The 21,324-nt window shown below is 63.0% G+C and carries 19 protein-coding genes; 6 read left to right on the top strand and 13 right to left on the bottom strand.

Features of this window, described 5'->3' with window-relative positions; translation table 11 throughout:
* Positions 1-146: 146 nt before the first annotated feature.
* Together ABJF10_RS15940 and ABJF10_RS15935 are read left to right on the top strand one after the other, a co-directional pair.
* Positions 147-1,523, top strand: coding sequence for a DUF1501 domain-containing protein (locus ABJF10_RS15940; protein ID WP_348545580.1), 1,377 nt, complete (start codon positions 147-149; stop codon positions 1,521-1,523).
* 3 nt (positions 1,524-1,526) lie between these two features.
* A complete protein-coding gene (locus tag ABJF10_RS15935; protein WP_348545579.1) occupies positions 1,527-3,719 on the top strand; it encodes a DUF1553 domain-containing protein in 2,193 nt (730 codons plus the stop codon).
* A 131-nt stretch (positions 3,720-3,850) separates the two neighbouring features.
* Here ABJF10_RS15935 and ABJF10_RS15930 read toward each other — a convergent pair whose 3' ends face one another.
* Positions 3,851-4,906: a Gfo/Idh/MocA family oxidoreductase gene (locus ABJF10_RS15930; RefSeq protein ID WP_348545578.1), complete on the bottom strand. Its 1,056-nt coding sequence runs from the start codon at positions 4,904-4,906 to the stop codon at positions 3,851-3,853.
* 166 nt (positions 4,907-5,072) lie between these two features.
* On the opposite strand from ABJF10_RS15930, the gene rapA reads away from it, so the two are divergent.
* Entirely contained in the window at positions 5,073-7,823 is a 2,751-nt protein-coding gene (rapA, locus tag ABJF10_RS15925; protein WP_348545577.1) for an RNA polymerase-associated protein RapA, read from the top strand.
* A gap of 174 nt (positions 7,824-7,997) precedes the next feature.
* A complete protein-coding gene (locus tag ABJF10_RS15920) occupies positions 7,998-9,110 on the top strand; it encodes a PfkB family carbohydrate kinase (protein WP_348545576.1) in 1,113 nt (370 codons plus the stop codon).
* Between the two features lie 10 nt (positions 9,111-9,120).
* Here ABJF10_RS15920 and pgl read toward each other — a convergent pair whose 3' ends face one another.
* The 3 genes from pgl to fabG all read right to left on the bottom strand — a co-directional run bounded on the left by pgl (position 9,121) and on the right by fabG (position 11,133).
* Positions 9,121-9,810 (bottom strand): 6-phosphogluconolactonase, encoded by a 690-nt coding sequence (gene pgl / locus ABJF10_RS15915; protein ID WP_348545575.1) that lies wholly within the window; start codon positions 9,808-9,810, stop codon positions 9,121-9,123.
* On the bottom strand, positions 9,807-10,274 hold the full coding sequence (gene sixA / locus ABJF10_RS15910; protein WP_348545574.1) for a phosphohistidine phosphatase SixA: 468 nt from the start codon (positions 10,272-10,274) through the stop codon (positions 9,807-9,809). Before sixA ends, pgl begins: the two co-directional genes overlap by 4 nt.
* A gap of 115 nt (positions 10,275-10,389) precedes the next feature.
* Positions 10,390-11,133 carry a 3-oxoacyl-[acyl-carrier-protein] reductase gene (gene fabG / locus ABJF10_RS15905; RefSeq protein WP_348545573.1) on the bottom strand — a complete coding sequence of 248 codons (744 nt, stop codon included), beginning with the start codon at positions 11,131-11,133 and terminating at the stop codon, positions 10,390-10,392.
* A gap of 114 nt (positions 11,134-11,247) precedes the next feature.
* Between fabG and ABJF10_RS15900 the strand changes: the two genes are divergently transcribed.
* Positions 11,248-12,126, top strand: a complete 879-nt coding sequence (locus ABJF10_RS15900; RefSeq protein WP_348545572.1) for a hypothetical protein — start codon at positions 11,248-11,250, stop codon at positions 12,124-12,126.
* A gap of 82 nt (positions 12,127-12,208) precedes the next feature.
* On the opposite strand, the gene ABJF10_RS15895 is transcribed toward ABJF10_RS15900, so the two are convergent.
* The 7 genes from ABJF10_RS15895 to panC form a co-directional block, all read right to left on the bottom strand.
* A complete protein-coding gene (locus ABJF10_RS15895) occupies positions 12,209-13,372 on the bottom strand; it encodes a Gfo/Idh/MocA family oxidoreductase (protein ID WP_348545571.1) in 1,164 nt (387 codons plus the stop codon).
* A gap of 104 nt (positions 13,373-13,476) precedes the next feature.
* Entirely contained in the window at positions 13,477-13,803 is a 327-nt protein-coding gene (locus tag ABJF10_RS15890; RefSeq protein WP_348545570.1) for a potassium channel family protein, read from the bottom strand.
* The gene (locus ABJF10_RS15885) at positions 13,800-14,786 is read right to left on the bottom strand and encodes an ATP-binding protein (RefSeq protein WP_348545569.1); all 987 of its coding nucleotides are present in this window, start codon (positions 14,784-14,786) and stop codon (positions 13,800-13,802) included. The genes ABJF10_RS15890 and ABJF10_RS15885 overlap by 4 nt, the downstream gene beginning before the upstream one ends.
* Before the next feature lie 16 nt (positions 14,787-14,802).
* Positions 14,803-15,444 carry a dTMP kinase gene (gene tmk / locus ABJF10_RS15880; protein ID WP_348545568.1) on the bottom strand — a complete coding sequence of 214 codons (642 nt, stop codon included), beginning with the start codon at positions 15,442-15,444 and terminating at the stop codon, positions 14,803-14,805.
* 57 nt (positions 15,445-15,501) lie between these two features.
* Entirely contained in the window at positions 15,502-16,458 is a 957-nt protein-coding gene (locus ABJF10_RS15875; RefSeq protein ID WP_348545567.1) for a hypothetical protein, read from the bottom strand.
* 179 nt (positions 16,459-16,637) lie between these two features.
* The gene (gene nadB / locus ABJF10_RS15870; protein ID WP_348545566.1) at positions 16,638-18,236 is read right to left on the bottom strand and encodes an L-aspartate oxidase; all 1,599 of its coding nucleotides are present in this window, start codon (positions 18,234-18,236) and stop codon (positions 16,638-16,640) included.
* Positions 18,233-19,075, bottom strand: coding sequence for a pantoate--beta-alanine ligase (gene panC, locus ABJF10_RS15865; protein WP_348545565.1), 843 nt, complete (start codon positions 19,073-19,075; stop codon positions 18,233-18,235). Before panC ends, nadB begins: the two co-directional genes overlap by 4 nt.
* Positions 19,076-19,658: 583 nt before the next feature.
* On the opposite strand from panC, the gene ABJF10_RS15860 reads away from it, so the two are divergent.
* Positions 19,659-20,060 (top strand): type II secretion system protein, encoded by a 402-nt coding sequence (locus tag ABJF10_RS15860; RefSeq protein WP_348545564.1) that lies wholly within the window; start codon positions 19,659-19,661, stop codon positions 20,058-20,060.
* A gap of 81 nt (positions 20,061-20,141) precedes the next feature.
* On the opposite strand, the gene ABJF10_RS15855 is transcribed toward ABJF10_RS15860, so the two are convergent.
* Together ABJF10_RS15855 and tgt are read right to left on the bottom strand one after the other, a co-directional pair.
* Positions 20,142-20,330 (bottom strand): hypothetical protein, encoded by a 189-nt coding sequence (locus tag ABJF10_RS15855; RefSeq protein WP_348545563.1) that lies wholly within the window; start codon positions 20,328-20,330, stop codon positions 20,142-20,144.
* Between the two features lie 177 nt (positions 20,331-20,507).
* Positions 20,508-21,324 (bottom strand): tRNA guanosine(34) transglycosylase Tgt (tgt, locus tag ABJF10_RS15850; protein WP_348545562.1); only part of this gene is annotated, 817 nt, incomplete at its 5' end.

Here is a 21,324-nt window from a genome sequence, read left to right as displayed (position 1 = left end):
CGCTCCGGGAGATCGGAAAGAAGGCCGCTGCCAACGCCACGCCCTGAGCGCCCGGGGCTTACGCGGTTTCGTATATTGCGGGGTGGCCGGGTGGGACCCATTATGCGCCCTCGATTCAGCCCCCCTTATTCCGCCGAACTACCGCCATGTTTAAATTCACCGGCAAAGGCTCCATTCAGAACTGCGACGGCGTTACCCGCCGCGACTTCCTTCACGCGGGCACGCTCAGCGCCATCGGGCTGTCGCTCCCGCTTTTCCAGTCGCTGCGGGCCATGGGCGCGGTGGACACCTCGAAGGACGAGCGCGCGTGCATCATGATCTTCAATCTCGGCGCACCGAGCCAGATGGATACCTGGGACCCGAAGCCGGATGCACCGCGCGAAATCCGTGGCCCATTCAAGACGATCCGCACAAACAGCCCGGACATCCAACTCACGGAAATCTTCCCGCACATGGCCAAGCTGGCCGACAAGTTTTCGCTCGTCCGCAGCGTGTATCACTCCGCGGCGGCGGTGCACGATACCGGTCATCAGATGATGCAGACCGGCCGCCTTTTCACCGGCGGCATCAACACCCCGCACGCCGGCTGCGCGCTGGAGTTTCTAAAGGGTCGGCGCAGCGAACTGCCCGCGCATGTCATCCTCCCCGAACCGATGGGCCCCACCGGCGGCAATCTCCCGCACGGCCAGGACGCCGGTTTTCTCGGCAAGACCTACGACCCCTTTGTGCTCAATGCCGACCCCTCGGCCAAGGATTTCAAGGTGCCCGATCTCTTGCCTCCGACGGAAATCAGCGAGGTGCGCTTGCAGCGCCGCAAGGACCTGCGCTCGCTGGTCGACGAGTCGGTGAAGAATTTCGAGTCCAGCGAATCGGCCAAGCTGATGGACACCAATTTCAACGACGCCTACCGGCTGATGAGCAGCACCGCGGCGCGCGAGGCCTTCGCCCTGGAAAAGGAGCCGATGAGCGTGCGCGAGCGCTACGGCATGAATCGCTTCGGCCAGTGCTGCCTGCTCGCGCGGCGCCTCGTGGAGCGCGGCGTGCGCTTCGTCACGGTCAATACCTTCATCACCGTCTTCAACGAAATCACTTGGGACATCCACGGCTCAAAGCCCTTCACCAGCATCGAAGGCATGCGCGATCTCGTGGCGCCCATGTACGACCAGGCCTACAGCGCGCTGCTCGAGGACCTCGCCCAGCGCGGCATGCTCGAGAACACCATGGTCTGCAACCTCGCCGAGTTCGGCCGCACGCCCAAGGTGAACCCCGCCGGCGGACGCGATCACTGGCCGGGGGTTTGGACCGTCGGCTTTGCCGGCGGCGGCGTGAAAGGCGGGCGCGTCATCGGCAAGAGCGACGAAATCGGCGGCTACCCGGCGGAGCGTCCGGTCGCGCCGGCGAATGTCGTGGCCACGATCTACAAATCCCTGGGCATCGATCTCGAGACCGAACTCCCCGGCCCGCAAGGCCGGCCCTTCCCCATCATCGATCGCGGCTTCGACCCGATTAAGGAGCTGTTCTAGATCATGCTCCGCGCCGGTCTTCTGCTGCTCATCACGGCGGCGTCGCTCTCCGCGGCGGATGCGCCCTCGTTTCGCAATCAAGTCCAGCCCATCCTCGCGCGCTATGGCTGCTCCGCGGGCGCGTGCCATGGGGCGGCGGCGGGGCAGGGGGGCTTCAAGCTGTCGCTGCGCGGTTACGACAACGAGGGCGACTACCTCATCATCACCAAGTCTGCCGAGGGACGCCGGGTCAATCTCGACGATCCCGCACGCAGCCTGCTGCTGCTCAAGGCGACGAAGCTGATCCCGCACAAGGGCGGAGAACGCTTCAAGGCGGATTCACCGGAATACCAGATTCTCGCCGATTGGATCGCCAGCGGCGCGCCCGGTCCGCAGGAAAAGGACGCGCGCATTGCCAGTATCGAGATCTCGCCGCCGCACACCACCGCCCAGGTTGGGCAGACGGTGCCGATGAAAGTCACCGCCATTTTCAACGATGGCCATCGCGAAGATGTCACTCGCTGGACCAAATACACCGCCGGCAACAACTCGGTCGCGCCAGTGAACGACGACGGCGCCGTGAAAGTCGTCGGCAACGGTGAAGGCACCGTCACCGCCTGGTATCTCAGCAAGCTGGCCATCGCCACCGTGACCGTGCCTTACACGCAGGCGCCGGTGCCGGCTGCCTTCGCCGAATTCAAGCCGCGCAATTTCATCGACGAGCGCGTCGTGGAAAAGCTGCACGAGCTCAATCTCCCGCCCTCCGACCGCTGCACCGATGCCGAGTTCGTCCGCCGCGCCTTTCTCGATACCATCGGCGTCCTGCCCACGCCGGAAGAGACGCGCACTTTCCTCGCCGAGACCACGCCGGACAAGCGCGACCATCTCATCGACGCACTGCTTACCCGGCCCGAGTTCGTCGATTACTGGTCGTATAAATGGAGCGACCTCCTGCTCGTGAACAGCGACAAGCTCCCGGAAGTCCCCATGTGGAGCTACTACCAATGGATCCGTCGCCGGGTGGAATTGAACACCCCGTGGGATGAGACCGTGCGCACCCTGCTCACCGCCACCGGCAGCACCGAGCAGAATGGCGCGGGCAATTTCTTCGTCCTGCACGATGAGCCGACCAAGCTCGCGGAGACGGTCTCCGTCGCCTTTCTCGGCATGTCGATCAATTGCGCCAAGTGCCACAATCATCCGATGGAGAAATGGACGAACGACCAGTACTTCGCCTTCGCCAATCTCTTCTCGCGCGTCCGGCAGAAAAACGGCGCGCAGCCCAATGAGCGCGTCATTTTCGCCGATACCACCGGCGACCTCGTCCAGCCCTTGCGCGGCAAGCCGCAGTTGCCGACCCCGCTCGATGGCAAGCCGATGTCGCTCACGTCCACGGAAGATCGCCGCGTGGCGATGGCCCAGTGGCTGACGTCGCCGGAGAATCCCTATTTCGCGCGTTCCATCACCAATCGCGTGTGGAAGAATTTCCTCGGCACCGGCCTCGTGGAAAGCGTGGACGACTTGCGCATGACCAATCCCGCGAGCAACGAGAAGCTGCTCAGCGAAGCCGCCGCCTATCTCGTGAAGAACAACTTCGATCTCAAGGCGCTCATGCGTGCCATCCTCACCAGCGAGACCTACCAGCGCAGCAGCGTCGCCCGCCCGGAGAACAAGGACGACACCCGCTTCTACGCCCGTTATTATCCCAAGCGGCTCATGGCCGAGGTGATGCTCGACGCCATTTCCCAGGTCACCGCGGAGCCCACGACCTTCCGCATGGACAAACGCAATGCCAACAAGGGCATTGGCGAGTCCTACCCGATGGGTTACCGGGCGCTGCAATTGCCTGACTCGCACACCGACTCCTATTTCCTCAACAGCTTCGGCCGCCCGAACCGCGTCTCCACCTGCGAGTGCGAGCGCACGAATGAGCCCAGCATGGCCCAGGCGCTGCACATCGCCAATGGCGACACGCTCAATCAAAAACTCGCCGCCAAGGACAACCGCGTGGACCAGTTGCTCGCCAGCGGCAAGTCGGACACTACTCTCGCCGACGAAATCTTCCTGCTCGCCCTCAGCCGTCCGCCTACCGCACCCGAGCGCGCTGGCGTGACCAAGGCGCTCGCCGAGGCCAAGTCACCCGCCGAGAAGCGCCCCATCGTGGAGGATGTTTTCTGGAGCGTGCTCAGCACGCGCGAGTTTCTGTTCAATCACTGACCCTCTCCTCGCGTGTCATTCTGAGCGGAGTGGAACGCAGTCGAAGAACCCCGTCGCTCTACCAGCGATACTGCTGGTTGTGCGACGGGGTCCTTCGACTTCGCTCAGGATGACAGAGCGGATATCACCGCCTACTCGATCCGCGTCGCCATCGCTTGCGCTTGCAGGCACAGCTCAGCCGCGAGGAAGGCGTGCTCCTGCGTCATCGCGTTTTCGGTGCGGTGCAGGCAATCGAGGATGAGCTGGCCGAAGAAGGGGAAGCCGACTTCACCCTGGCAGCGGATGTGGTGCTCGCCCTTGCCATCGACGAGGTAGAGGTGATCCCCGCTTTGCTCGCGGGCCACGTCAAGATACTTGCGCAGCTCGATATAGCCCTCGGTGCCGAGGATGAAGGCGCGGCCATCGCCCCACGTGCTGAGTCCCGCGGGATTGAGCCAGTCGATGCGGATATAGTTGGTGGCGCCGTTGTCGGCGAGCAGGTTCGCTTCGCCCCAGTCCTCGAATTCGGGGTACTCCTTGTGGTGATAGTTGGCGACCTGCGCATGCAGCACTTTCGCGGTTTTCGCACCGCTCCAGTGGAGGAATTGCTCGAAATGGTGCGAGCCGATGTCAGCCAGGATGCCGCCGGTTTTCTCCTGCGACCAAAACCACGCCGGCCGGCTAGCCGGCGAACTGCGATGCGGCCCCAGCCCGAGCACCTGCAAGACGCGGCCGATGGCGCCCTGCTCGATCAATTGTCCGGCGCGCACTGCGCATTCCACATGCAGGCGCTCGCTGAAATAGACCATGTACTTTTTGCCCGTCGCCTGCACCTTGGCCCGCGCGGCGGCGAGTTGGTCGAGCGTGGTGAATGGCGTCTTGTCGGTGAAATAGTCCTTGCCGGCGTCCATCACCCGCAAGCCGAGCGGGCCGCGCTCGTTGGGCACGGCGGCGCCCGTCACGAGCAGGACTTCCGGCTTTTCCAGCACGGCTTCCAGGCTCGGCAGCGCTTCCACGCCGGGGAAGGTCGCGCAGAATTTTTCGACCTTGGCCGGGTCGGGATCGTAAACGTATTTCAGTTCGGCCCCGGCCTCGGTGAGGCCCCGGCACTGGCCGTAGATATGGCCGTGGTCGAGCGCCACGGCGGCGAAAGGGAACTCGCCTTTCTTGACGACCGGCGCCGCTTTGCCCTCGGGCGCGTAGTTCATGCCATCGGATTTCTGGTGTGCCATAGGGGCGGGAAAATTGGCGCGAGGCGGCGGCGCTGTCGAGCGCGGAGTGCGGGTGAACTGGCCGAAAAATCGGTCCACTTATAATCGACGCGCTTTGCCGTTGCCGAGGGATGCAAAACGGTTACCGTTCCGCCCCTTTTTGATGCCAAGCGAACAACCAATTCCCGGACAACGATGGGTCAGCGATTCCGAGCCTGAACTCGGGCTCGGGATCATCCTCAAGGCCGAGTTCGGCCGCGTGGAAGTATTTTTCCCCGCCGCCAGCGAGCAGCGGCAGTACGCGCTGAAGTCCGCCCCGCTGCGCCGCGTGCGCTTCCAGGAGGGCGATCACATCAAGACCAGCGAGGGCGATCAGGTCGTGGTCACGACCATTGAGGAGCGCGCGGGGATGCTCATCTATCATGCCGAGGGGCGCGAGGTCACCGAGGCACAACTTTCGGATACCATCAGCTTCAGCAAGCCGGAGGAACGGCTCTTGGGTGGACAGGTCGACGACCTCGCGACATTCGACCTGCGGGCGGAAGCCTTGCAACGCCGCTGCCGGCATCGGCAATCGGCGGTGCGTGGCTTTGTGGGCGGGCGTGTGGATTTGATCACGCACCAGATGTCCATTGCCGGCGAGGTGGCGGCGCGGTTGGTGCCACGTGTTTTGTTGGCGGACGAAGTGGGACTGGGCAAGACGATCGAGGCCGGCCTCATTCTGCATCGACTGCACCTCACCGGCCGCGCGGAGCGCATCCTGGTGCTCGTGCCGGAATCGCTCGTCCACCAGTGGTTCGTGGAAATGCTGCGGCGCTTCAATCTGCTCTTCAGCCTGTTCGACGAGGAACGCTGCGGGTCGATCGAGGCGCACGACGCCGGGACGAATCCGTTCCTCGACAGCCAGCTCATCATTTGCAGCACCGCTTTTCTCGCGGGCAGCCCGGAACGCGCGCAACAGGTGCTCGCCGCGGGCTGGGACCTGCTGGTGGTCGACGAGGCGCACCATCTGGAATGGAGCCGTGAAACGGTGAGCCCGCAGTACGCGCTGGTCGAAGCATTGGCGAAGCAGACGCAAGGACTCCTGCTCCTCACCGCCACGCCGCAACAGTTGGGACCGGAAGGGCACTTCGCCCGCCTGCGTTTGCTCGATCCGGATCGCTACGACAACCTCGAGCAATTCCTCGAGGAAGCGGAGCACTACGAGCAAGTGGCCAAAGCGATCGACCGGCTGATCGACGGCAAGCCGCTGACCAAGGCGGACCGCGAGGTCTTCGGTCAGAAGTCCGCGCGCATCCGCTCGCGGTGCGATGAGCTGGCCGCCGGCGATGAGCGGGCGCGGACCGCGCTGGTTTCCGATTTGCTGGACGAATTCGGCACAGGCCGCGTGATGTTTCGCAATACGCGCGCCGCGCTTTCGGGGTTCCCGGAGCGCCAGGCGAAGTTGGTCGCGTTGGACGCGGGCAAGAAAGGCGCGGAGCTCGATGCGAAGATTAAATGGCTGGTCGGCCTGTTGAAAGAGCTCGGCGAGCAAAAGGTGCTGCTCATCTGCCGCACCCGCGAATTGGTGGAGGACCTCTCCGCCCGCTTGCAGCGCGAATTGAATGTCGCCGTGGCTCTTTTCCACGAGCAACTCACGCTCCTCCAGCGCGATCGCAATGCCGCCTACTTTTCCGAAGAGGAAGGCGCGCGCATTCTCATCTGCTCCGAGATCGGCAGCGAAGGACGCAATTTTCAGTTCGCCCATCATCTTGTCCTCTTCGATTTGCCGGACGACCCGGAATTGCTGGAGCAGCGCATCGGCCGGTTGGACCGCATCGGCCAGACTTCCACCATCCAGATTCACGTGCCGTATCTGCGCGGGACTGCTTCAGAGGTGCTGGCGCGCTGGTATCACGAGGGGCTGAACTCCTTTGAGAAAAATCCCCACGGCGCGAGCGAGATCGTCCGTGCGCTGGAGAAGGATCTGGCCGCATTGAGGCAGAAATTCTCCGCGCCGAAGCTGGAGAAGCTCATTACCAAATCGCGCGACCTCAGCGGCAAAGTGGCGAAGAAGCTGGAACATGGGCATGATCGGCTGCTCGAGTTGAATTCCTGCAAGCCGGGCGTGGCGGAGGAATTGACGCGCCAGATTCGGAACCTCGATGGCGACGAGAAGTTCGAGGAGTTCTTCATCCGCTTGCTCGATCATTTCGGCGTGCAGGTGGAAGACCACGGCACGCGCAGTTACATCCTGCGGCCGGGACAAATGATTACCGATGCTTTCCCCGCCGTGCCGGAGGACGGAATGACGATCACCCTCGATCGCGCCCGGGCGCTGAGCCGTGAGGACCTGGGCTTTGTCAGCGGCGACCATCCGCTCGTGCGGGCGTCGCTCGATTTGCTGCTCGGCAGTGAAGCGGGCAATGCGTCGTTCGGTATGTGGAAAGGCGGGGGCGCGGAGGGGATGCTGCTCGAGATTTATACCGTGGTGGAATGCATCGCTCCGCTCGCGCTGCATGCGGACCGTTTTCTCCCGGCCACGCCGATTCGCGTGGTGGTGGACCACGCACTGGTCGATCACACCGACGACGAAGCCGTGGCCTCCGCTCAACTGGAGAAAGGCGAAATCTTCCGCCTGCTCGACCGCGGCGCGGTGAAGAAGAAGCTGCTCCCCGCGATGCTCTCCAAGGCGCAGGCCCTGGCCGCCGAGCGCGCCGCGAAGCTGATCGAATCGGCCAGCACCGCGATGAGCATCCAGTTGCGCAACGAGATCGATCGTCTGGAGGACTTGCGGCAGATCAACGACCACGTGCGCCCCGAGGAGATCGCCGCCATGCGCCAGCAGCAGACAGACCTGCAAGCCGCCATCGCCACCGCCCAGCCCCGCCTCGACGCCGTGCGCCTGATCTTCCGCGTGCCGGGCGCAGCGTGATTCGTTGTAGTTGTAGCCGGGTTCATTGAACCCGTGAGGGCGGCTGATTTTTCGCGGACATGCGGGCCTTTGGCCCTCCCCCACCTTTCCGAGCGTTGCTTTCTCCGAATTGGAATTCGTAATCCCCGTCGAGCCTCGACACCGCCGCCCCGCCGCCGTATAAAGCGGCACGCGATGTCCAAGCCACTGCCGCAAATCGTCCACGATCAAATCCGTAACGCTCGCTCCCGGCTCGCCCGCACCAAAGTCCTCGTCGGCTTCGATGGCTTCGTCGATACCATCCTCCACGTCGTCGCCCGTCGCGAATCGGTGACCAAATACACCCGCGTGGAGCAAATGCGCGAGTTCTCGGAGAAGATCGGTGAAGCGGCGGGCCTGAGCGCCAACTTTGAGATGGTGACCCAGATGGTGAAGCTCGGCGGCAACGGCCCGATCATGGCCAACGCTCTCTGTAGCTACGGCACGCCCCTTACCTACATCGGCAACCTCGGCCAGCCGCACGTCCATCCGGTTTTTGCCGACTTGGTGAAGCGCGCGAAGAAGATCTATTCCATCGCGGAACCAGCCTACACGGACGCGGTGGAGTTTGCGGACGGCAAGCTGATGTTTGGCAAGCACCAGAGCCTGCGCGATGTGAACTGGCCGAACCTCATCCAGCACGTGCCGGAGGAAAAGCTGCTCGGCATCTTCGCCCAGTCGTCGCTCATCGCCTTGGTGAACTGGACGATGCTGACGCACCTGACGTCGATCTGGCAGAAGATCGCAACCCGCATCGCACCGCAGCTCACCGGCGAAAAGCGTTGGCTGTTTGTCGATCTCGCGGATCCGGCCAAACGATCACCGGAGGACCAGGCCACGGCGCTCCAGCAGATCACCAGGTTTCAAAAGCATTTCCGCGTGATCCTCGGCATGAACCTGCGCGAAGCCCGGCAGATCGGCGAGGTGCTCGGCCTCAAGGCGCCCGAGGAAACCTACGGCACGGTGACCCAGCATGCGGACGACATCCGCAAAAAGCTGAAGATCGATACCGTGGTCATTCACCCGACGTTCTTTGCCGCCGCGGCGAATGCGCAGGGCGCCATGCATGTGCTCGGCCCGGTGACCACCAAGCCAAAGATCACCACGGGTGCGGGCGATCACTTCAATGCGGGCTTTTGCCTCGGCTGCCTCCTTGGGCTGGACCTCGCGGGGTGCCTGCAGATTGGCGTGGCAACTTCCGGCTTCTACGTGCGCAACGCGAAGAGCCCGCAGCTCGACGACCTGCAAAAATTCCTGCTCACGTTGTAGGCGTTTTCGATCAGGAGCCCAGCAGCCACGTCGTGCATTCCTGTCCATGCACCCGTGAAGCGGGATAACTCGCCTCCCCGCCGATGGCGGCCTCGGCGATCTCCCGCTTGTCCGCCTGGGGCACCAGAAACAGAATGTGCTGCGAGGCGTTGATCAGCGGGAAGGTCATGCTAAGGCGCTGGGGTGGCGGCTTGGGACCGATCACCGGCAGGACTTCGCGCACGGTTTCCTCGAGTGCGGGCGATCCGGGGAACAGCGAGGCGGTATGGCCATCTTCGCCGAGACCAAGGAGCAAAAGATCATGCACGTAGTGCTTCTCACCGAGCCGCGAGGCGAAGGCGTGCAGCATGGCTTCGTATTCCTTCGCCGCGGTTTCGGGGTCGATTTCACCGCGCATGCGGAAGACGTTGCCCTCGGGAATGCCGGAGGGGGCGATCAGCGATTCCTTGGCCACGCGATAGTTGGAATCTTCGTGGTCGGGCGCCACGCAGCGTTCATCGCCGAAAGTGAGCTGGACCTTCTTCCACGGCAGATCGCCGGCCAGTTCCACGAGTGCGGTGTGAATGGCCCGGGGCGAGCGGCCACCGGTGAGACCGAGGCGAAAGAGCCCGCGCTCGGCGATGGCCTTGCGGGCGTGGTCGAGAATGAAACGCGCGGCGTCGCCGGCGAAGTCGGTAGCGTGAAGAATGCGCGAGATCACATTAATTTACAGGGTAAAGAAAACTGGAGGCTGGCCGCGCCGGCGCGGAAGACATCGATCTCCAGCAGGGTGAGCGAGGCCTTGCGGACGTTGATGGCGGTGTTTGTCGGCAGACCGAGCAAGTGCGCCGCGAATTGAGAGAAATCCGGCTCATGGCCGACGAGCATCACGCTGGATTGCGCGCGATAGGCTCGCAGTTCCTCGAGTGCGGCCTGCGGGTGCATGCCGCTGGCCAGCCATGGGGCGATCACCAGTTCCGCGCGCAAGGCCGCGGCCACTGGCTTGGCGGTCTCGTGTGCCCGGCGGAGTGGGCTGGTGAGGATCAAGGAGAGTTGCATGTCGTGCGCCTCACAAAAGCGCGCCACTTTCTTCGCCTGGTCGATGCCCTTCTCCGACAGCGGACGCGCCTCGTCGCTGGGCGCGGGCATATCGGCATCGGCGTGACGGAGCAGGTAGAGCAGCACGGGAGAAGTGGAGAGTGGAGAGTGGATAGTTGATAGCCGCGCCGATTTGGAGCGAGGCGCGGATGGGAAGGTAAGCGGCTATCCACTTTTCACCATCCACTATCAACCGCTGGCGCTACATCACCATACCACCATCCACGGAAAGCACCTGTCCCGTGATGTATTTCGCCTCGGCGCTGGCGAGGAAGGCGACGGCGCTGGCGATGTCGGCGGGCTCGCCAAATTTGGCCAGCGGGATCTGGCCGATCACACCCGTCTTCAGCGCCTCGGGAAGGACCTCCGTCATGTCGGTGGTGATGAAGCCGGGGGCCACGGCGTTGCTGGTGATGCCGCGGCTGGCCAGTTCGCGGGCGATCACTTTGGTGAGCCCGATCAGGCCGGCTTTGCTCGCCGCGTAATTGGCCTGGCCGGCGTTGCCGATGATGCCGGCGACGCTGGCGATATTGATGATGCGCCCGCTGCGCTGCTTGATCATCGGGCGCTCGACGGCCTGGATGAAATTGAAGGCGCCCTTGAGGTTGGTGTCGATGACGGTGTCCCAGTCGTCCTCGCTCATGCGCATGGAGAGGCCGTCGCGGGTGAGGCCGGCGTTGTTCACGAGAATATCTACGCGGGAAAATTCGGTGAGGATCTGCTCGGCGAGCTTCTTGACTGCCGCGTGATCGGCGACATCCACGGCGTAGGCCTTGGCGAGGCCGGCGAATTGGGCGTTGATCTCTTCCGCGGTGCGGGTGGCATTCAATTCCGTGCGGCTCACGACCGCGACGCGGGCGCCTTCACTGGCGAGGCGCAGGGCGATGGCGTGTCCGATGCCGCGTCCGGCGCCGGTGACGATGGCGACTTGATTTCCGAATCTCATAGGGGCGGGGAGTGTGGGAAGGCGGTGCGGAATCTGTCGAGAGATTATTCCGTCGGCGATGGGCGATGTTGGCTTGCTTCGGTGGGAAGTGATGCGCACCACTGGAGCGTCCCCATGAACAAGTATCTCCTCCCCGTGATGTTACTCTGCGCGCTGACCGTGCGCGCGCAGGAGTTGCCCGATATCTCGACCGTCGCGCCCGACCTGACCGTGCCGGAAATGACGACCGGTGCGCCGGAAGCGGGCCAGCGGGTGCGCTTTACGACGACGGGTTGGGAGGCGACGGAGGTCTACGGCGCGCTGTACTTGCCGGTGGATTGGAAACCGGCGGGGCGCTTCCCGGTGATCGTGGAATGGGCGGGCAACGGGGACTTTCACAATGCGTATGGGGACGTGAGCACGGGAAAAGTCGAGGGCAGCCGGCTGGGCTACGGCATCACCTCGGGCGAACATTGCATCTGGATTTGCGTGCCGTATCTCAATGACTCAGGCACGGCGAATGTCATCAAGTGGTGGGGCGACCCGCCCGGTTACGCTCCCGAGCCGACACTGGCGTATTGCCGCGCCACGGTGCGGCAGGTGTGCGAAAAATTTGGCGGCGATCCGCAGCGTGTGGTGCTCGCGGGGTTTTCGCGCGGGGCGATTGCGGCCAACTATCTCGGGCTGCACGACGACGCGACGGCGGCGCTGTGGCGCGCATTCATCTGCTACAGCCAGTACGACGGCGCGCGGACGACGTGGCCCTATCCGGGTGCTGACCAGGCGTCGGCGCTGGCGCGGCTCCAGCGGCTGAAGGGTCGCCCCCAGTTCATCTGCGGCGAGGCTTCCAACGCCAACGAGACCGAGCGCTATTTGCGCGAGACGGGCTCATGGGACAAGGGGGCTTTCACCATCGTCGGCACCGGCTTTCGCAATCACAACGACGCCTGGGTCCTGCGTCCCTGCGCGCCGCGGACACGACTACGGGAGTGGCTGCGCGAAGTACTGCGGTGACTCCATTGGCTCCATTGGCTCCATTGGCTCCATTGCGGAAAATGGCGTTTGTTTCGCCAAAAATGCCCTTTCTGGGCACTGACTACACGTCGAGCTTCGTCCAGGCCGCGTTGGCCTTGGAGGATTTCACCACGGCTTCGATGAAGGCCATGCCGCGGACACCGTCTTCGATTTTCGGGTAGTCGTTGGCGGGGTCGTCCTTGGCGAGCTTCTTCTTCTCGAGGCGCGCGCGGATGGCGCCGGCGAAGTTCTTGTAGATGTTGGCGAAGGCTTCGAGGTAGCCCTCGGGATGTGAGGGCGGAGTGCGCGTGGCGGCGGCGGCGTTCTTGCCGAGGTAGCCGTTGCCGGTGCGCAGCACTTGCATGGGCTGGTCGATCCATTTCGCGAGCAGCGTGTTCGGCTCGTTCTGGTGCCATTCGAGGCCGCCCTTTTCGCCATAAACGCGGATGTTGAGGTTGTTCTCCTCGCCGACGGAAATCTGCGACGAATGGAGCACACCCTTCGCGCCGCCCTTGAAGCGGAGCAGCAGGTTGCCATCGTCATCGAGCTTGCGACCTTTGACGAAGGAAGTGAGGTCGGCGGCGAGTTCGCTGATTTGCAGGCCGGTCATGTACTCGGCGAGATTTTCGGCGTGCGTGCCGATGTCCCCGATGCACCCGGCGGCGCCGCTCTTCTTGGGGTCGGTGCGCCAGGCGGCCTGCTTCTGCCCAGAGGCTTCGAGGCGCGTGGCCAGCCAGCCCTGCGGGTATTCGACGACGACTTTGCGGATCTTGCCGAGTTTGCCGGCGGCGATCATGTCACGTGCTTCTTTCACCAGCGGATAGCCGGTGTAATTGTGGGTGAGTCCGTAAAGCAGGCCGGTCTTTTTCACGATGGCGGCGAGCGCCTTGGCCTCGGCGAGATCGAAGGTTGCCGGCTTGTCGCTCAGGACGTGAAAGCCGTGTTCCAGCGCGGCTTTGGCCGCGGGGAAGTGGACGTGATTAGGCGTGACGATGGCGACGAAATCGATGCGCTGGTCCGCCGGGAGCGCGGCTTCCTTTTTCACGAGCTCATCGAAGCTGCCGTAGACGCGCGCGGGATCGAGGAAGAAGTCGGCGCCGCTGGCCTTGGATTTGGCGGGATCGGCGGAGAAAGCGCCGGCGGTGAGTTCGATCTGGCCGTCGATATTGGCGGCGATGCGATGGACTGCACCGATAAAGGCGCCGCGCCCGCCGCCGACCATTGCGTAACGAATTTTTCTGCTCATAGGGAGTATGGGGTGAAAGTGGAGAGTGGGCGGAAGATGTAGGGGGAATGCGGTTGGGCGGGCAAGGGCAAATGGCGATGGGCGGATGCCAGGCTATTCACGCGTCAGCGCTCGGAGTCTTGCGCGATACCGAGGGCTTTGACGGCGGCGGCGGCGATGATGGCCGTCATGACGATGCCGAGAAAGGCCAGGCATACGGCGCAGGCCCGGGCCAGCGGATGATGGGGAACGAAGTCGCCATAGCCGACGGTGAAGCCGGTGATGAGAGCGAAATACAAGCCGTCACCGAAAGGCCAGTGCTCGTCTCGCGCGCAACAAAATCCGAGGAGGACCATGAGGAGGACGACACCCGAAAGGACCGGCCACACGATTAGGAGTCCGCGTCCAAACTCCACCGCAAAGCGCCAACGAACGCGGTTGGCCTTGTTCATTCTCCAAAGGCGCGCAGGAAGGCGCATTCGAGGGCGAGCTGTTCCTGCACGCCGGGATTCGCCAGATGCTGGCGGAGCGTCTCGAAGGCGTCGGATTTGCGCAGCAGCGTGGTGGTGGAGTGGCGCGTGCCGAGCGTGGCGGTGTCGGCGGCGAAGGTGGGTTGATCGAGCGTGGAAGTGAGCTCGCCGGCAGGTTGGGCGGCCTGCTGGCGCAGGGCATCGGCCCACCACTGTTCCATCGTCTCCAGCAAGGAATGGCGCGCGGCGACGTAGCGGCTTTCGATCAGCGCCTTGTAGTAATCCTCGCGCTCTTCGAGCCATTTTCCCGCTTCCGAGGTTTGCTTGTAATGCTGCTCCTCGGCCTTGAGCGCGGCGTCGGCGTCGGCCTGGATCGTTTCCCGCGCTTCGCCGAGCAGCGTCTGGAATTCACGGACGAGCCGGAACGCTTCGACCAGCCCCGGTCTTTCCTGCTGCGCGTGGGCTTGCAAGGCGTGGAGGAGCTTGGTCTGTAGCGGAGTCGCCTGCCGGGCTTCCACGGGGCGCAACGGAATATCGAGACAGCGGGAGAGGATGGTCTCGAGCAATTGATCCGGCAGGCTGCTGAGAAGCAGGAGCGAACTTTGGCCCGGCGGTTCCTCGAGTGTTTTGAGGAAGGCGTTGGCGGCATTGGGTTGAAGGCGGTCGGCATCGACGATGACGCCGATCTTGTGGCCGCCGAGCAGGCTGCGCATGTGCAGGTTGCGCTCGAGCTCCCGCATCTGCTCGATGAGGATGCGGCGCGATTTGCTCTCGGGCTCGATGACGTGAATGTCGGAGTGTTTCAGATCCGTGATTTTTTCCTTCAGGAGCAGAGCGCAGAGGCGATTGGCCAGCTCGCGCTTGCCGCTGCCGGCCGGGCCGGTGATGAGGTAGGCGTGCGCGAGGCGATTATTGGCGTAGGCGCTCTGCAGCAGGTTGAAGGCTTCGTCGGCGGTGAAGGGCATGGGATCGGAGCGAAGTCTATGGGGTAAGCCGCGGTGCAAGTTCCTGCCAGATGCGTGCAGAGAGATTTTCGACAGAGATGGCGGCATCGAGCAAACGCACCCGATCGGCGTTGTCCCGGGCGAGGGCGAGGTAACCGGCACGGACGGCGTCGAAGAAAGCGGCCGGCTGGCTTTCCATACGATCGGGCGCGCCAGCGGGAGCGGCGCGGTGGCGCATCCGCTCGCGGGCGATGGTGGGATCGAGATCGAGGACGAAAGTGATATCCGGCAAGGTGCCGCCGACGGCGAAGCGATTGATGGCAGCGACTTCGGCGGGATCGAGCTTCCGGGCAACGCCTTGGTAGACGGTGGTGGAATCGAGGAAGCGATCGGCGAGGACGATGGTGCCGGCAGTGAGAGCTGGGACGATGACTTCACGGACGAGCTGGGCGCGGCTGGCGGTGAACAGGAGCAGTTCCGTTTCCGGGGTCATGGTGTGGCCGGCCTTGGAGAATTGCAGCAGGTGGCGCAACTGCTCGCCGATCTCCGTGCCGCCGGGCTCGCGAGTGAGCAGCACCTCGCGCCCCGCGCTCTTCAGGCGTTCCGCGAGGAGCCGAATTTGCGTGGACTTGCCGCAGCCTTCGCTGCCTTCAAATGAGACGAATATGCCGCGCGGCATGGGTAGGGCGCGCAGTGTGCAAAATCCGTACGCCCGCTGTCCAGCGGGAGTCGGCCCTTATTGCTGCTGGCGGGTGATGATGGTCGGCCCGTCGGCCTTTTGGACCGGAGGGGGCTGAGGTGCAGACCGCTGGACTTGCGATTCCGGCTGCGGGTTGCTGTTGCGCACCGGCGGCAGCACGACGCTGGCCACGTGTTCCTGGCTGCGACGTGTATTCTGGACGAGAGTGTTGTTCTCTCCATAGAGCCCCCAGGGACCGCTTGGCACATCCGTCACTTCGACGAATTTCCAGTCGGTGACATCGGTGCTGCCCAACTGCAGGTAATCGCGGACCGCCGGGGACACGTCGAGGCCGGCGCCGCCGTTGAGGTTCGGCTTTGGCTTCTCGTTACCGAAAACATATTGCCAGTGGTCCGTGCGGAAAGGGCCGCAATCGCCCCACTGGGCGTAGCATACTTTGCCGGAACTGTTGCGGATGCAGACCCAGCGATCGTGACAGACGGACTGGCCTTCCTGGACAAATGTTTCCTTGAACCACGGGATCACGACCTTGGCTTCCTGCTTGGTCGTGCCATGGGTCACGTCGTTGAAGGGCAGGGCGATGTAGAACGGGTTTTGCCGGGGGACGAAGTTGGCCGGGATGAAGTTGCGCCGGTTGGACGGATTCGGGTTGTCGTAGCCGCCGTAGCTCTGTTCCCAGTTCAGATCCCAAGAGCTGCTGAAATTGTGCACGGGGTTGTTGCCGCCCGCGGGCTCGCCGATCCAGAAGACGGTGGTCACAATGCCGGTCTTCCATGGGTATTTCCCGGACACACTGAGGGTGCGGGACATGGTAGGGATGACCACCTGCGGCTCCATGTGCAGGATCGCACTTTCGCGGAGCTTCGCCGCGTACTTGGCGAAATCGGCACTGCTCTGGTAGGGGGATTGGGCCTCGACCCGGCTCGCGACGACGGCCAGCCCAGCGACGAGGATAGCGCGAGATAAGAATTTTCCCAGGGGATGAAGCTTCATGTTCTGGAAGTGGGGCAGGTCTATAGGGAAGAACCGGGGGAGGGTAAAGCGGTTTTTCCGACAAATTGTCGCATATTGGTCACTCTTCGACAAGCTTCGGGGGCGAAGTGTCAGGTTCGTGTTGTTACGAATCTAATTTAGCATCGAATGTGCCAACAGAGGCGCGGATAACCGGGTAGTTAGTTGCGGCGCAGGACTGTCGGTCGGCAGCATTTGGGGTCGGTCTCGGGAAAATCGAGGGTGTAGTGGAGGCCGCGGCTTTCTTTACGGAGCAAGGCGCTGTCCACGATGAGGCCGGCGACGGTCGCCAGGTTGCGAAGCTCCAGGAGGTCGGTCGTGATCTTGAAGTTCCAGTAGAACTCCTGGATCTCCCGCTCCAGATTGCGGAGGCGGGTTGCCGCGCGTTGGAGGCGTTTGGTGGTGCGGACGATGCCGACGTAGTCCCACATGAGGCGGCGGATTTCGTCCCAATTGTGGTAAATGACGACCAATTCGTCCACGTCCACGGCGTCGCCGCTTTTCCAAGGAGGAAGGTCGGTGAGCCAGGTGTCCTTTTCAGTAAGCGGGGCTGAAACAATGGCGTCGCAGCAGCGATGGGCGAGGACGCAGGCCTCGAGCAGCGAATTGCTGGCCAGGCGATTGGCGCCGTGGAGGCCGGTGCAGGCCACCTCACCGATGGCGTAGAGGCCCTCCAGGCTCGAGGCGCCATTTTCATCCGTGAGCACGCCGCCGCATTGGTAATGCGCGGCGGGCACCACCGGGATGGGATCGCGGGTGATATCGATGCCGTAGCGCAGGCAATTCTCATGGATATTCGGGAAGCGGTCGCGGATGAAGTCCGCGGGCTTGTGCGTGATATCCAGATAGATGCAGCGGGCGCCGGTTCGCTTCATTTCGGCGTCGATGGCCCGGGCCACGATGTCACGCGGGGCCAGTTCCTTCTTGGGATGATAGCGGCTCATGAACTCGCGGCCGTTCGCGTCGGTGAGCCGGGCGCCTTCGCCGCGCACCGCCTCGGAAATCAGGAAGCTGCGCGCCTCGGGATGAAAGAGGCAGGTGGGATGGAACTGGATGAATTCCATGTTCGCGACCTTCGCTCCGGCGCGCCACGACATGGCCACGCCGTCCCCCGTGGCGATGCCGGGGTTGGTCGTATAAAGGTAAACCTTGCCGCAGCCGCCGGTGGCGAGCACGACCCGGTCGCTGCGCAGCGCGAGGACTTCGCCGGTCGCCTCGTTGAGCACGTAAACGCCGAGGCAACGGTCGCTGCTCACGTAGCCCAGCTTGCCCAGCGTGATGAGATCCACGGCCATGTGGTTTTCGAGCACGGAGATCTGCGGATGCCTGGCGATGGCGTCCAGCAGGGCGCCCTCGATCTCGCGACCCGTGACGTCGCGGGCGTGCAGGATGCGGCGTTTTGAATGGCCGCCTTCGCGCCCGAGGTCGAGCTCGTGCGAGCCATCGGGGAGTTCACGTTCATCGAAGTGGACGCCGAAATCGATCAGCTCACGGATGCGCGCGGGGCCATCGGTGATGATGGTGCGCACGACCTGCTCGTCGCACAAGCCGGCACCGGCCTCGAGCGTGTCCTGCACGTGGAGTTCGAAGGAATCCTCGGTGCTGGTGACGCTGGCGATGCCGCCCTGCGCCCAGGCGGTATTCGATTCCGCGCGGGCGCGCTTGGTGATGATGGCGACGCGGCCATGACCCGCGGCCTGGAGCGCGAAGCTCAGCCCCGCGATGCCGGAGCCGATGACGATGAAATCATACTCATTCATCGCAGGCGGAGATTATCGATGAGCCGCGTGCGGCCGAAGAAAACGGCGAGTGCGATGACGGTGTTGCGGTCGGCGTGGGAAACAGGCTGGAGGGTGTCGGCATCGGCGAGTTCAAGGTAGTCGATGCGTGCGAGAGTAGAGGCCGCGATTTTTTTTACCATTAATTGCCGCAGGCGGGCCGTGCTCTTCTCGCCGCCCTGCCAGGCTTTCCGGGCGGCGAGCAGTGCGGCGCGCAAAACCGGAGCCTGCTCGCGCTCTTCGGGCGAGAGGTATTGATTGCGCGAGCTGAGCGCCAGGCCGTCGGGCTCGCGGACCGTCTCGACGGCGACGATGCGCACCGGGACGTGCAGATCGCGCACCATGCGACGGATGACGGCGCACTGCTGGAAGTCCTTGAGGCCAAAGACGGCAATCTGTGGCCGGATGATCTGGAAGAGCTTGAGCACCACCGTGCAGACCCCGCGAAAATGGCCCGGGCGCGATTGCCCGCAGAGAAGGGTGGAGACGGTGGTCTCCTCCACGTAGGTCGAAAAGCCTTCCGGATAGATTTCCGCGGGCGTGGGGTGGAAGATCACGTCGACGCCGCGTGCGGCGCACAGTGCTTTATCCGCCGCGAAGGGGCGTGGATAGCGGGAGAAATCCTCCTTGGGTCCAAACTGCGTGGGATTGACGAAGATGCTGACCACGACCGTCCCGCGCGGTCCGGCCAGGGCGCGGGCGCGATCGATCAACGCGGCATGCCCGCGATGCAGTGCTCCCATGGTCGGGACGAGCACGATGGGGGCGGGGGCGGCCTGGGGGAGGCGCTGGGCGGCGGAGATGGAACCGATGACTTTCAAGAAAGAGGGAGGGCGGGGACTTCGGATACGGAATCTAGGCCGATTGGGCAAGGCTTTGGGTGGGAAGGGGAGGATGTGGAGCGGTGATCAAGGCACAGAAGGGAGGGAGGGGTTGACGCGTGGACGAATTCAAAGGTCGGAACTAGCCGAAACTCCCTGTAAGTGGTGCCGAGGGCCAGAAGCCGGGACGGGCTAAAGCCGGACCACTTGGTTTCCGTGAGAGTAGGTTCATGTGGCTGCGGGTGCAGCTCGAATAATGAAAGGTCGGAACCAGTCGGAACTCGCCGGACTTCTCTGTAACCCTCGATGAGAAATGGGTCGGAGGTTCACTTTCTGGAACTGGATTGCATTGGTATTTGAGTAATCAATAAAGCCACAAAGCATATAGTGAGCGCTCAAATATCGGATGTCAAATGGAAGCTGCTGAACCTCCTTGGTCGATGGGGCCGAGCTTGGGCATGCATCGTCGCTCTCCAACTCCGCGACCACAGCCCGACCCAAGACAATCTCAATGTGGAACGGGGCTACGTGGAACGCCTTATGCTCTTATTTCTAATAATTATTGTAATTATTATCACAACTTATGAACGCACTCACCCGCCCACGATATCAGCGTGGCTTTACGCTCATTGAAATCATGATCGTTGTCGCCATCATCGCCCTGCTCGCGGCGATCGGTACCTCCAACATGCTGCGCGCCCGCAAGCGCGCCCAAGCCGCCAAGATCCTGGACGACTTGCGCACGATCGATGGAGCCCTCGATCAATACGCGATTGAATTCAACAAAAGCGAGGGAGCCCCGGCGGAATTTGCCGACCTTCAGCCCTATATGAAGCGGATGAACAAGCTGTCCCTGCTGGGCGCCGATGTTTTCGGCCAGGCATACGGCCCTTATTCCGTCGATTTTACGCCGAAAGTCGCGGATTTTACCTTTAGTTCGCTCTCGGACGTCGCGCCGGCGGAGTTCTGGTCACCCTACAAATAGGTCGTGCGCGGGGGGGCGCATGCTGAAGAAGGCGACGGCTGCGGATACAATCGCCTGTAGCTAATCCGGAGCCGCCAAGGCTCAGGAGAAGGCGGCGATTTTCCGTTTGCTCTTGGCTTCCTCACTCGCCGTCACCGGCACTTCATCCTGCACGTCCTTCTCGATGAGGGTAATGATGTAGTTGCTCAGCGAGCGGCGATCCTTCTTCGCTTTGACTTTGGCGAGTTCGAGAAGGTCTTCAGGGCAGCGGAATGCGGTGTATTTGCTCATATAAAAAAAGGAAAGCGGTCAGGGATGGAGATAATGCGTTTGGCGAAGTGGTCGAGGCGAGCAGCGGGATGTCATCCTCGCTTCCATCTTCTCAATACGGTTATCGCACAGAAGTATCGCTATGGATGCTCTGCAAGCGCATTATTTTCAAAATCGCGTCGTCATTCCGACGCGAGTCTACACCTCGCGATGCGTGCGATAATTAGAGACGAAATCCTGACGAAATGCGGCAAAGGTGCCGGCTTCGATTTCCTGGCGAACACGCCACATCAAATTCAGATAAAAGTGCAGGTTGTGTAGCGAAATCAGCCTCAATCCGAGTATCTCCTCGGCCTTGACCAAGTGGCGCAGATAGCCGCGGGTAAACTGTCGGCAGGCCTCGCAGGTGCAACCCTCCTCGATCGGCCCCTGATCGTAAATATAAGGCGCATTTTTGAGATTGATCGTGCCTTGGGCGGTAAAGGCGGTGCCGTTGCGCGCCAGGCGCGTGGGCAGCACGCAGTCGAACATATCGATGCCCCGGGCGACCATCTCGAGCATCTGCGGCGGGGTGCCGAGACCCATGGCGTAGCGCGGACGGTCGGCGGGCAGGTACGGCTCGGCCGATTCGATGGCGGCCATCATCTCCGGTTCGGGTTCGCCGACACTCACTCCGCCCACCGCATAGCCGTCGAAGCCGATCGCCACCAGCGCCTCGGCGCTTTCGCGGCGCAAGTCGGGGAAGCTGGAGCCTTGGACGATGCCGAACTTCAGGCCCGGCGTGGGCACTTCCTTGCACTTCGCTGCCCAACGCAGAGTGCGGGCGAGGCTGTCGGCGGCGTAATCGCGCTCGCAGGGGAAGGGCGGGCACTCATCGAAGAGCATCGCGATATCGGAGCCGAGCGTGGCCTGGATCTCCATGGCCTCGCGCGGGCCGAGGAAGCACGGCGCGCCATCGAGATGGTTTTGAAAATGCACGCCCTCCTCGGTGATCTTGCGCAGCTTCGCGAGCGAG

This window comes from Chthoniobacter sp., from assembly GCF_040003245.1.
Taxonomy (GTDB): domain Bacteria; phylum Verrucomicrobiota; class Verrucomicrobiia; order Chthoniobacterales; family Chthoniobacteraceae; genus Chthoniobacter.
This window is presented reverse-complemented; position numbering and strand designations above follow the sequence as displayed.